We start from the raw sequence: 11,806 nt of genomic DNA on the forward strand, positions 1-11,806 counted from the left end.
GTATGGCAAAAATTGATGAAATAGCACGTCTAATGACCGAAGAAATTAATGATTTCAAAAAATCAGTAGAAAAATTAGCTGAGCTAAATATAAAATTATCTCAAACGAGAATAAAGCCGGATTTAGATGATGTAAAAAACACTTTAACTAAAAACTTAGAGGAGCAGAATAAAAAACAAGAAAGATGCCTGAATGACCTTCAAAAAGTAGTAAAAAGAACTGTGGATTCTCAAGAACAACCTCGTTGGTTGATTATTTCAAAATTATCTCTTGTTTTGCTATCCTTGATCTTTGTATTCTATTCACTATTTAAAATCAGCTCTATCCCGGATTTAGAAAAGGCTGCTTATGATAAAGGGCAGGAGCAGGTTCTGACTCATGTTAAAAAATTTCTCAGCGAGAATAAAGAAGCTAGTCACATTTATAATGAATGGTTAACCAAGAGCAATTGATCATTAAACCTAATTAATTCCTTTTTAATTAGAGACTTCACCTCTTTTTTCTTTAGCAAAACTACCCAGGAAAATCCTGAATACGGCATAAAGCCACTACGTTCTATATACGTATTAACAGGATTTTACTGGGTTTTTAGTTATGCACAAAAAAAGAAATGTTGAAAGTCTAATTAATTAAAACCTGAATATTATGAAAGATCAAAACTCTAAAGAACGTTTAACTAATCAAGAGATTATTGAGCATATTATGAATGATATCGAGCAGATTGATATCGGCAGATTTGACTACATCTATACCCCAAATAAATCCGATTTTACTAAAGCAATGACTGACTCAATAATAGAAACATGTAAAAGACTCGATTTGAGAGTCGTACGTGAGGTAGATATCAAAATGCCAGAGCATATAAGAATAGCTCACAAAAGAAAGACCTGCATTGGGAAAGTAGATTTCATAATAATTAACCCCAATGAGAAAGATATTGCGATTGAATTAGATAGTTCTAATAAGCAATACAATTACAAGAAACTGGAGGTATCTGCAGAGATTGGATACAAGGCCTTTTGGATAGTGTGGAACAGAAATACATCTGGTAAACCCTACAAATCTTCTTATAAAGATGATCATAGGCAAAGAAATCAGGAATTAGGATTTGTGAACGATAACGTAAGCATTTTAAGACACACTTTTCATCCCAATCTGAAATAGAATGCCTAGGCTCTTTCTACTAGGGAAGAGTCTTTTTTTTGTTGATTTTGATGAAATGCATTTAAGAATCGATCAACACATTTTGCTTATCTAGATCCAGAAACATTAATATATAAAACACCATAATATAATATTTATTGAATATTATATTAATGGATTAATATTTTAAAGCTTTATAGTATAAAACCTATTCAACCTTGAAGCAGAAACCAATTTTATGAGCATCTGAACTCGTACGTTGCTATCTGCAATGGATGTAATATTACCCAATCTACAATCGAAAACATGCTAGGACACAAATTGGATAATCTAAAAAATTGAAATAATATCCTTATGCTGTTTTTATCTCCACATATTTTAATGGTAAACGTTATATTGCGCTAGGTATAACGATTTACCTACATGCTCAACAAAATCTAGATATGAAAATAAACAGAGTTGTAATACATAATTTTAAATCGATTAAAAATTTCAACTTAGAATTAAATCCTGATTTAAATATTCTCGTAGGAAATAATGAAACTGGTAAATCAACAATTATAGAAGCTATTTACCTAGCTCTTTCCGGAACTTTTCAAGGCAGAAAAATTCAGAATGAGATATCTCCTTATCTATTCGGCAAAGCTTTGACGAAAGAATATATTGATTCATTGAAAGCTGGCAAGAAGTACTCAATACCAAAACTTTATATAGAACTATACTTTGAAAATAATTCAGCTTTTTCCGAATTAAAAGGAACTAATAATAAACTTGGTGAAAATTGTCCGGGAGTAAAAATGAGTATTGAATTCAATGAAGAGTACAAAGAGGAATATGAAAAATACATAGAAAATCCTTCAGAAATAACCACCATACCTTCTGAGTACTACAAAGCATCATGGCTATCATTTGCCAATAAATCAATCACATATAGAAGTATTCCTATTAATTCAACATTAATAGATACTACTGTGATTAGATTACAATATGGAACGGATTTCTATATGCAGAAAATTATAAACGATCAACTGTCAGCTAAAGAGAAATCCGAACTTTCCTTAGAATATCGAAAATTAAAAGAATCATTTTCCAGTCAAGAAAGCATAAAAACTATCAATGAAAAATTAAAAAAAGATAAAGGGGTAATAACCGATAAAGATTTGTCTGTTTCAATTGATATTTCTGGAAAGACAGGTTGGGAAACAAATCTCACCTCATATCTAGATGAAATTCCATATCAATTTATCGGTAAGGGTGAACAGTCAATTTTAAAAATGCTTCTCGCATTAGATAGAAAAGGAGAACAAACTGATGCTATTTTAATTGAAGAACCAGAAAATCACCTTTCTCATACTAATGTAAATTACCTTATTAACAAGATTCAATCTAAATGTCAAGAAAAACAACTAATTATATCCACCCATAGCCCTTTCGTTGCAAATAAATTAGGGTTAAATAAACTTATCTTAATTGGCCTTAATCATAATTATACGAGGTTAAATGATTTAGAAATAACAACTCAAAACTATTTTAAAAAGCTATCAGGATATGATACTCTGAGATTTATCTTATCAAAAAAAGCAATACTTGTTGAAGGACCATCTGATGAACTTATAATCCAAAAAGCTTATATGCAACAAAATAATGGGAAATTACCAATTGAAGATGGAATTGATATTATTACTGTTAGAGGATTATCCTTCAAACGTTTTTTAGACATTGCTCAAATCACCAAAAACGAGGTAGGAGTTATGACTGATAACGATGGTGATTTTTCTAAGAATATAACTGCAAAATATTCTAGTTACACAAACGTGGATAATATTAGCATTTATGCCGACCAGAATGAAATTTATAAAACATTAGAGCCACAAATAGTTAAAGTGAATGAGTTAGAAAATCTTAATAAAGTTCTTGATACAACCTATAGTACGAAAGAAGAAATAGTTGAGTATATGACGAAAAATAAGACTGACTCAGCAATGAAAATATTTGATTCTTCAAAAAAGATTTCATTTCCCAAATATATTATTGATGCCATTTCTTAACAATGAAGTAATTATTTCATCAGCTGGATCTAGGAAGACAACCTATCTGGTAGATTCTGCAATATGCGAGAAGTCAGAGAAAATATTGATTCTCGCTTATACTATTAAAAACCTCGAACAAATCCGTCAATATATTATTGATAAAAAAGGTTTTATTCCTACCAATATTACAATACAAAGCTGGCATGCCTTTGTTCTTCAAGACTATATTCGACCTTATCAAAACTTCCTATACTCGAAAAAGAGAATTGAATCTATTTACTACCCTGAAAATCTAAATTTATTCAATAAATCCAGAAGATTTATAAAAAAAGACAACACTGAAAAATATTATTTAGTAGGTGGAAAATATATAATTTCAGAACATCTATCAGAATTTGGGAGCCATTGTAACATTCTTTCAAAAGGAATGGTAATAAGTAGACTAAACGAAATCTATGATCGAATTTATATTGATGAATTTCAAGATTTAGCTGGATATGATTTTGATATAGTAGAACAAATAATGCGTTCGCCAATAGAAACTATTTTAGTCGGCGATTGTCGCCAAGCAACATATTTCACGAATTGCTCCCCAAAATATAAACAATTCAAAGGTTCTAATATTATACAGCTCGTTCAGCATTGGTACGGTCTAAAATTATGTGTTATTACAAAGAGAAACGAATGCTATAGATCGAATCAGAGAATTTGTGATTTTTCAGATAAGTTATACCCCAATTTACCTAAAACAAACTCAAAATTAGAATTAGAAACAGGTCACGATGGAATTTTTACTGTACCTAAAAACGAGGTTAAAAATTACATTGAAAAATATAACCCGACAATCTTAAGATATTCAAGAAGTACAAAAGTTAATGATCATATTGCGTTCAATTTTGGAGAGGTAAAAGGACAATCCTTTGATAGAGTATTAATTTATCCAACTGAACCAATCCGTAAATATTTAAAAAATGGAGACGAGACTCAATTTAAAAATATTTCCAAATCGAAATTCTACGTAGCAATTACAAGAGCCAGATATAGTGTGGGTTTTATTTACGATGGTAAAACATTTTTCTGATTAAAGCACTGTAGGCAATAACGGTTCATCGACAACAAGCGGTACCGTTAGAAAGAAAATAATTAACTTGACCAACAAACCAGGTCTAATCCTACAACACCGCGTTCCCTACTCCGCCAAATTCACAATTCCATTACTATTCAAAACAACTCCTAAACGAATTTTACACTATTTCAATTTCCTCTAGAAAATTGGAAAATAATAACGAGCTTTTTTTTAATTCTGGCAATCCTTAACTGAAGCACCCTCCATTTTCAAAACAGTTTTAGAACAAAAAAGACCATAGTTAATATATATACTCTGCATCACACACAAAAAATTGCCAGCGGAGAAACTGGCTTATCCAAATTACTGCTTTTATTTCCGTGCAAATCCCTAAATCTACCATGGTTTCAACTTTATGATAAGTAAGACGGAGTGTGCGCATTGATTTCTTAATTTTGCCATTGTAACTAATAAGAAGATTCCTGGAACCATCTATCTCTGTCTGCAACAAGCAGGCACGAGGCAAGCCGTAGAGGAATTTTATAGATTAAATATTTTACAGATTTTTTCTTTCTGTTTGCACCATTTTTAATTCGTATTATATTCAATGTTTCTGGCTTTATTGAAAGCTTCCCAACCTTCTTTGGCTGCATAGGGAACAATAAGCAGTGCTGCAACCGGGTCTGCCCACCACCAGCCTAGCCAATTGACCAGCAGTAATCCTGCAAGTACTACCACAGTTTGGTACAAACAAATAAAAGTGTCTTTGGCATCGGCCAGCATAGCCGGACTGTCCAATTTATTTCCGTATTTTCTTTTGTAATAGATTAAAATAGGATTAACTACCAATGAAACAAGCAAGATGATTAAACCCAATTTACTCCAACGTGCCGTTTCTTGATTAACTAGCTTTGTGATTGAATCATAGGAAATAAAAAGGCAAACCAGTGTAAAAGATGCTGCAATAACATATAATGTAATTTTCTTACGACGCTTAACCTTTTCCTCTTCTATGTCGTTAAGCTCGCCGTGCAACCGCCAGCCCAAAGTTGCTGCGCTTATTACTTCTATGGTGCTATCCAGTGCCCATCCTATGAGTGCAGAACTATTTGCAGTTATTCCAGCAATAAGTGAAACGACCACTTCTATCGTGTCGTAAATGACATTCCATATTTGAAGTGTTCTTGCTTGTTTAAGATTCTTTTTTCTTGATGATTCCATATTTAATTCGTCTGTATAGTTCCCATTTTTTTCATTATGTAATAGGCATTTTGATGTATGATTTTTTTTCCAGATTTACCTTGATAATTTCAATATTTTAATTGCTCCGCGCATCACAAATGTGAAGACAATACCGCCAATGATCAAATCTGGCCATTTACTTCCTAAAAAATAAACCAAAACACCCGCCAAAATTACTCCGCCGTTCACGATAATATCATTTGAAGTAAAAATGGCACTGGCTTGCATGTGGACTTCGTTACTTTTAGCCTTGTTGATTAGCCATAATGAGATTAAGTTTCCGGCAAGTGCCAAAGAAGAAATAATAATCATCCACTGGAATAAAGGAGTTTCACTACTCATAAAAAACCTGCGCAAGACTTCTGTAAATCCAAGAGTCGCCAGTAACATTTGAAAGTATCCACTAAATTTTGCGACCTTCTTTTTTCTTGAAACTGCACCACCTACTGCAAATAAACTCAGCGCATATACTATCGAATCTGCCAGCATATCAAGAGAATCTGCAATAAGGCCCATCGAAGAAGATATCCAACCCGTAATCATTTCAACGAGAAAAAACCCAAAATTAATACCCAACACCCACCAAAGAATATTTTTTTGTTTGGTTTCGTTTTCCATAACTGGAACTTCCGCCTCTTCTGATCCTATAAATTTATCGCCTAATTTTAATTCTGAAATCGAGGAATGAATAACCTCAATCCCTTCTCGATGATACACTTCAAGTTTTCGATTGGGAATATCAAAGTCTAGATATTTTATCTGTTCATAAGATTCCAGTTTCATCCTAATCATCTGCTCCTCAGAAGGGCAGTCCATTTGACTGACTATAAAAGTGCTTTTGTTCATTTTTTATAGGCTAAAAGTCTTAAAGCGTTGAAAACTACCAGAAGTGTGGAACCTTCATGTATAACTACCGCCACTCCAATGTTAGCGAAACCAAAAATGGTAGCAGGGATAAGCAGAGCTACAATTCCCAGACTTACCCAAAGGTTCTGCTTGATTATAGCTTTTGCCTTTCTACTCAGTCCAATGGCAAAGGGCAGGGTTTCCAATTTATCGGCCATTAGGGCAATATCTGCGGTTTCCAGGGCAACATCGCTACCAGCAGCTCCCATAGCTATTCCTACGGTGCTGTTTGCCATGGCAGGGGCATCGTTCACACCATCACCTACCATTGCTACCTTAGATTCTTTTTCTTTTAGTTTTTTTATGGCTTCCACCTTTTCTTCCGGCAGTAAACTACCCCAGGCATCGGTCAATCCTATCTCTTCTGCTACTGCGTCTGCTACCTTCTGGTTATCACCGGTAAGCATGATCATTCGTTTAATTCCTATTTTCTTCAATTCAGAAAGGGTCCTTTTGGCTGCCTCCCGGGGGGTATCCATTAAAGCAAGGATGCCTATATATTCTTCATTCTTACGAAGAAGCATCGTTGTGTTTCCACCACCTTCAAGATCTCGTACTTTAGTAGTTATTTCTTCTGATGGAATAGTATCATTTAGTTCTTCGTATAGATCCAAATTACCAACATAGATCTTATCATTTCCCAATGTTGCTTTAATACCTTTTCCTAACACGGCTTCCAGATTGGAGGCATCCGGGATTTCCTCGCCTTCCATCCGCTCCTTTCCATCGCGAACTACAGCTTTTGCCAGGGGATGATCACTCAAACTTTCCACGGCTACTGCTATTTTGAGAAGTTCATTTTCTGAAATATCCCCAAGTGGTACTACTTGCTTAAGTTTTGGCTTTCCTTCCGTTAGAGTCCCGGTCTTATCAAAGGCGAGGGCGGTCAATTCTCCCAGATCCTCTAGTGGTCGGCCTCCTTTAATTAATACCCCACCTCGAGCCGCCCGGGCCACACCACTCAATACAGCACTTGGGGTCGAGATCGCCAAAGCACAGGGACTTGCAGCTACCAATACAGCCATTGCTCTGTAAAAGCTGGCGCTAAATGGCTCGTCAATTACTAAAAATGCGAATAAAAGAGCTCCGACCAAAATAAGAACGGACGGCACAAAATATTTTTCGAATTTATCGGTCAACAACTGGGTAGGTGATTTTTGGGTCTGGGCTTCATTAACCAATTTGACCAGCCTTGACAATGTAGAATCCTTGGCTGCTTTGATCACTTTAATTTCCAAAGTATTGTTCCCATTGATAGTTCCGGCAAAAACGCGGTTTTCATCTTTGATATCATCTACCTCTGAGTAATCCTTCTCAACATCTTCTACGGGAATTTTATCTACCGGTACACTCTCCCCGGTTATTGGAGCCTGGTTTACACTACTCTGCCCATCTACAACTACGCCATCTGCGGATATTTTACTATTAGGTTTCACCACAATGATATCCCCAATATTGAGTTTTTCGATACCAACTTCTTCCGTTTTACCATTTTTTTTAACCAAAGCTGTTTTAGGTGCCAATTCTGCCAATGCGGCTATAGATTTTCGTGCTTTGTTCATCGCATAATGCTCCAGGGCATGTCCCAGGCTAAAGAGAAATAATAACAAAGCACCTTCAGCCCATTCCCCTAATATAGCTGCTCCAATAGCTGCGACCAACATTAGAAAATCAATTTCAAAACCACCTTTGGCCACGGTTTCCACAGCTTCTTTCGCGGTATAAAAGCCTCCAAAGAAATAGGCTCCAATATAAAGTGCAAGGCTAACCCATTGGGGAACTGAATCTACAAAGGATAATCCAAAACCTATCCCTAGTAAAACACCACAAATAATGGCAAATATAAGTTCTGTATTTTTTCCAAAAATACCTCCGTGGGAGTGTGAATGTTCTTCCCCGGCTCCGTGACTATCACCCTCTTTATGATTCAGTTCATCTTCATCTTCATGTTGGTGTTTCTGACTCATCTTATTTTTTTCATATAATTCATCAGAGGTTTTTTCCGAGGATTTAAAACCATTCTTATGGCCAGAGGAGCTTTTTTTAACTTGTAGGTTTTCCTTTTCAAGCCTTGCATTTATCGCTTCAAAACTAGTCTCACGCTTATCATATTCTAAACGGATCATTCCTCCGGCATTGGCGGAAGCTTCCAAAACGCCTTCGATATTCAGCAGACTCTTTTCTATAGTTCTTGCATGGCGGGTATGTCTAATCCCCTCAACCTCTAAAAGAAGGTGGCCATATTTTTCCGTAATTTCTGCCCCGGCATTTTCAGCCAAAGATTGAATTCGGTCAATAGAGATAATGTCCGGATCATAATGAAAGCACAGTTGTGGCACCGTATCTTCCTGATCATCTACTATATGTACTTTTTCAAGACCCTCTTTGGCCTCTAATCCAGCAATGAGCCTTTGCACACAAGTATCTTTTTCATTTGGCACCTGAGGTAGCAATACCGGAATTTTTAGTTGTAGCTTTTTCATATCCCTATTGGTTTAATATCCATCTTTTAGCTTCTTCCTTTTCGGTAAGGTCGAAATATTTAACTTCCGAGCTTGTAAAAAAATCAGTGGCTTTAGCAGCCCATTGCTGCCATTCTTTTTCACCCACAAAGGCCATTTTTCCATAATCTGAAATATGGGCGGTATCAATTTTTAAATCTTCCCATAAGCCTTTGAGATTGTAGCCCTTAAAGTTAACTAGTTCAAAAAAGAAATCCACCTTATTTCCATTTTTGACAATATTATGTATCAAAGGATGGATTTTCTCTATATCTTCTTTAGTAATCTTTCCGCTTATTGAAGCGTATATCAAATTGCTTTTTTCGACATTTTTGATTCGTATCATTGTTTTAACTTTTTATGAGCAGATTGGTCTATGTTATATTTCAGCTTCTTTGCTTTGAGGCAATTTGCACATGCCCCCTTCAAAACTAAATTTACTTCGGTTATTTCGTATTTGTCAGGTAAATTTTCCTGTGGAACTTTATTGGGCAAACAGAAGGTTTTGTTGCAATTCATACAATGAAGGTGCAAGTGTAGATCCAGTGAATTCTTAACAGAAAATGCATATTTTGCGATAGCCGTACCATCATCAATTTGATGTATAATCCCTTTCTTTTGAAATAATTTTATACTCCGATAAATTGTTGTTCTATCTCGTGTATGTTCACTTTTTTTGACAAAAGCCGTTTCTATTTCCCTTAATGTTACGGCATAAAACTTTCTTTTGAGATATTTATAAATAAATAATCTCATTTTGGTAGGTCTAATCCCGTTGTTTCTAAGTGTTGTTTCGGCTTTGGTCATCTCGTAAAATTAAACGCCACTACATTTCTCACATATTCCCTTTACTACCAGGTTTACATTTTCTGCCATATATCCCTCTGGTAGGTTTATATGCGGAATTTTATGATCGGTCAAACAAACTGTTTCATCACAATTATTGCAATGAAAGTGGATGTGTAAATCCTGTTCTACCTCACAGTTACAATAATTTTCACAGAGCGCATATTTTGGTATCCCTGTGCCATCATCTATTTGATGAACAATATTCTTTACCTCGAATGTTCTTACTGTTCTGGATAGTGTAGCCCGGTCTGCTTTTCCAAAGGCATTTTCAATTTCGGTAAGCGTTACAGCCCTGTCTTTTTTAGCCATAAATTTATAGACCAGGATACGCATGGCTGTTGGCCGAACTTCGTGTGCCTCTAATATTTTCTCGATTTCATTCATTTTCATCCTTATTTGAATCAGATATTTTAAGCGATTTTCCTGTCTTTATTTGAAAAACATTTTCAATATCTGATAGATAAATGATCCCATCCCCGGGTTCAGTTGTTTTTGCATTTTCAAGGATAATATCGATTGCTGATTGTGCTTCTTCATTTTGACATACCAGTTCCAACTTTACCACCGGACTGTCGGTTACACGGAAATCCAAAGAAGGCGACGCACCTTTTGCTTTAAATGCCCCGGTGCCTTCCCCCTGGGACAGCGTCATACTTTTGAATCCACTTTCACTAAGGGATTCTATCACTTTTTGAACCCGATTTGGTTTTATAAATGCTTTTATTTCTTTCATCGCTGTTTTATTAATTCTTTATTAAGAATGAACCCTCTGGAATTTTAATTAAGACAAACATTTTACAGAGAGCCCATCCATCTAAATTTTTAAAGCTCTATTTAATGACCATGAGAGGTTTGGCTTTTCTGCATTTCAGATACCAGGTAATAGGCATTGTTATACGCAACTAAAGTACCTTCTGGAAGGGGCTCCAACAGTTTAATTTCTACCCATCCATCTTCATTGATCCCCGTTCTTACTTGCACCGGTTTTAATTCCCATTCTGTTTTACCCTCTTCCTGATGTTTTTGTGCCGTAAATATGTAAGGATTTCCCTCTTCTTCTATCACCGCCTCTTCTGGTAATGCAGGTACTGCTTCTTCTCCTGTCCTAATTTTTCCTTTGATATACATTCCCGGAATGAGGTAATCTTCCTTATTATCTATCTCTGCGTGGACGTGCACCGCTTTAGGATTTTGTTCAAATTGTTTCCCCACTGAATATATTTTTCCGGTGAGGTCACTTCCGGGGACTGACTCCAGCTTAAAAGAAATCTTTTGGCCTTCTTTTACCTTATAAATATCTTTTTCGAAAACCATTAGATCGGCATGAACATGCTCATTATCTACCACCATAAACATGCTGGTTTGAGGTTCCACATATTGGCCAATTTGCACCTTTACTTTTTCTATATAGCCAGCAATAGGACTAACTACAGGCACGTATTCGTAGAGGGTGCCGTTTCTTATTTGGGAAGCACCTAAATTTAACTGCCTTAATTGGGATTCATAACCACTCACCTCTCCTTTTACCGACTGAAAATCTGCCTGTGTTTGTTGAAAAGTTTTCCCGGAACCAACTTCTGCCTCATACAAACGTTTTTGTCTTTCAAATTCTTTTTCCAAGAACTGCATCCGGTTATAGGCATTGATATAATCTGTTTGTATTTTAGTTAAATTGGGATGGGATAGATACGCCAGTACCTGACCTTTATTTACCTTATCCCCTTCAATAACTTTTATTGAATTAATATTCCCGCCTAAGACAGCCGTTACGGTAGCTTCGTATTGAGGTGGCACTTCCAATTGCCCGTTTGCTTCTACTATTCCAGATAATGCTTTATTTGGTAAGGTGTCCACCTTGACCCCTAAACTATTGAATTTCATTTCTGAAAGATAAACCGAGCGCATCCCGCCTTCTTCTCTTTCTGGTTCTTTTTCATTCGTAGTTGAATCTTCAGTTTCGTGAGAAGTAGTTTCTGATATATCAGAATTTTCTTTACACCCAAAGAACAGGCTGAATGATAGGGCAAGCATTAGAATATTTATTGATCTTTTATTCATATCGTTTTTCT

The 11,806-nt window shown here is 35.5% G+C and carries 12 protein-coding genes; 4 read left to right on the top strand and 8 right to left on the bottom strand.

Annotated features, from left to right (window positions below):
- Positions 1–2 precede the first annotated feature (2 nt).
- The 4 genes from JM79_RS14500 to JM79_RS14515 all read left to right on the top strand — a co-directional run bounded on the left by JM79_RS14500 (position 3) and on the right by JM79_RS14515 (position 4,254).
- Positions 3–452 (top strand): DUF6730 family protein, encoded by a 450-nt coding sequence (locus JM79_RS14500; protein ID WP_141878843.1) that lies wholly within the window; start codon positions 3–5, stop codon positions 450–452.
- Between the two features lie 193 nt (positions 453–645).
- Positions 646–1,164: a hypothetical protein gene (locus JM79_RS14505; protein ID WP_141878844.1), complete on the top strand. Its 519-nt coding sequence runs from the start codon at positions 646–648 to the stop codon at positions 1,162–1,164.
- A gap of 422 nt (positions 1,165–1,586) precedes the next feature.
- Positions 1,587–3,191, top strand: coding sequence for an AAA family ATPase (locus JM79_RS14510; protein ID WP_141878845.1), 1,605 nt, complete (start codon positions 1,587–1,589; stop codon positions 3,189–3,191).
- The gene (locus JM79_RS14515; RefSeq protein ID WP_141878846.1) at positions 3,178–4,254 is read left to right on the top strand and encodes a UvrD-helicase domain-containing protein; all 1,077 of its coding nucleotides are present in this window, start codon (positions 3,178–3,180) and stop codon (positions 4,252–4,254) included. Before JM79_RS14510 ends, JM79_RS14515 begins: the two co-directional genes overlap by 14 nt.
- A gap of 573 nt (positions 4,255–4,827) precedes the next feature.
- On the opposite strand, the gene JM79_RS14520 is transcribed toward JM79_RS14515, so the two are convergent.
- The 8 genes from JM79_RS14520 to JM79_RS14555 all read right to left on the bottom strand — a co-directional run bounded on the left by JM79_RS14520 (position 4,828) and on the right by JM79_RS14555 (position 11,795).
- Positions 4,828–5,460 (bottom strand): cation transporter, encoded by a 633-nt coding sequence (locus JM79_RS14520; protein WP_141878847.1) that lies wholly within the window; start codon positions 5,458–5,460, stop codon positions 4,828–4,830.
- Between the two features lie 75 nt (positions 5,461–5,535).
- A complete protein-coding gene (locus tag JM79_RS14525; protein ID WP_185739509.1) occupies positions 5,536–6,327 on the bottom strand; it encodes a cation transporter in 792 nt (263 codons plus the stop codon).
- On the bottom strand, positions 6,324–8,870 hold the full coding sequence (locus tag JM79_RS14530; protein WP_141878848.1) for a heavy metal translocating P-type ATPase: 2,547 nt from the start codon (positions 8,868–8,870) through the stop codon (positions 6,324–6,326). The genes JM79_RS14525 and JM79_RS14530 overlap by 4 nt, the downstream gene beginning before the upstream one ends.
- A gap of 4 nt (positions 8,871–8,874) precedes the next feature.
- The gene (locus JM79_RS14535; protein ID WP_141878849.1) at positions 8,875–9,234 is read right to left on the bottom strand and encodes an STAS/SEC14 domain-containing protein; all 360 of its coding nucleotides are present in this window, start codon (positions 9,232–9,234) and stop codon (positions 8,875–8,877) included.
- Positions 9,231–9,695 (bottom strand): transcriptional repressor, encoded by a 465-nt coding sequence (locus JM79_RS14540; protein ID WP_141878850.1) that lies wholly within the window; start codon positions 9,693–9,695, stop codon positions 9,231–9,233. Before JM79_RS14540 ends, JM79_RS14535 begins: the two co-directional genes overlap by 4 nt.
- Positions 9,696–9,704: 9 nt before the next feature.
- Positions 9,705–10,121: a transcriptional repressor gene (locus JM79_RS14545; protein ID WP_141878851.1), complete on the bottom strand. Its 417-nt coding sequence runs from the start codon at positions 10,119–10,121 to the stop codon at positions 9,705–9,707.
- The gene (locus tag JM79_RS14550; RefSeq protein ID WP_141878852.1) at positions 10,114–10,470 is read right to left on the bottom strand and encodes a P-II family nitrogen regulator; all 357 of its coding nucleotides are present in this window, start codon (positions 10,468–10,470) and stop codon (positions 10,114–10,116) included. Before JM79_RS14550 ends, JM79_RS14545 begins: the two co-directional genes overlap by 8 nt.
- A gap of 101 nt (positions 10,471–10,571) precedes the next feature.
- Positions 10,572–11,795: an efflux RND transporter periplasmic adaptor subunit gene (locus JM79_RS14555; protein ID WP_185739510.1), complete on the bottom strand. Its 1,224-nt coding sequence runs from the start codon at positions 11,793–11,795 to the stop codon at positions 10,572–10,574.
- Positions 11,796–11,806 lie beyond the last annotated feature (11 nt).

Source organism: Gramella sp. Hel_I_59 (assembly GCF_006714895.1).
GTDB lineage: Bacteria > Bacteroidota > Bacteroidia > Flavobacteriales > Flavobacteriaceae > Christiangramia.

Bases quoted from the DNA above. Each gene is read 5' to 3' on its own strand.
- JM79_RS14500 (WP_141878843.1), top strand. From the start codon at position 3: ATGGCAAAAATTGATGAAATAGCACGTCTAATGACCGAAGAAATTAAT.
- JM79_RS14505 (WP_141878844.1), top strand. From the start codon at position 646: ATGAAAGATCAAAACTCTAAAGAACGTTTAACTAATCAAGAGATTATT.
- JM79_RS14510 (WP_141878845.1), top strand. From the start codon at position 1,587: ATGAAAATAAACAGAGTTGTAATACATAATTTTAAATCGATTAAAAAT.
- JM79_RS14515 (WP_141878846.1), top strand. From the start codon at position 3,178: ATGCCATTTCTTAACAATGAAGTAATTATTTCATCAGCTGGATCTAGG.
- JM79_RS14520 (WP_141878847.1), bottom strand. From the start codon at position 5,460: ATGGAATCATCAAGAAAAAAGAATCTTAAACAAGCAAGAACACTTCAA.
- JM79_RS14525 (WP_185739509.1), bottom strand. From the start codon at position 6,327: ATGAACAAAAGCACTTTTATAGTCAGTCAAATGGACTGCCCTTCTGAG.
- JM79_RS14530 (WP_141878848.1), bottom strand. From the start codon at position 8,870: ATGAAAAAGCTACAACTAAAAATTCCGGTATTGCTACCTCAGGTGCCA.
- JM79_RS14535 (WP_141878849.1), bottom strand. From the start codon at position 9,234: ATGATACGAATCAAAAATGTCGAAAAAAGCAATTTGATATACGCTTCA.
- JM79_RS14540 (WP_141878850.1), bottom strand. From the start codon at position 9,695: ATGACCAAAGCCGAAACAACACTTAGAAACAACGGGATTAGACCTACC.
- JM79_RS14545 (WP_141878851.1), bottom strand. From the start codon at position 10,121: ATGAATGAAATCGAGAAAATATTAGAGGCACACGAAGTTCGGCCAACA.
- JM79_RS14550 (WP_141878852.1), bottom strand. From the start codon at position 10,470: ATGAAAGAAATAAAAGCATTTATAAAACCAAATCGGGTTCAAAAAGTG.
- JM79_RS14555 (WP_185739510.1), bottom strand. From the start codon at position 11,795: ATGAATAAAAGATCAATAAATATTCTAATGCTTGCCCTATCATTCAGC.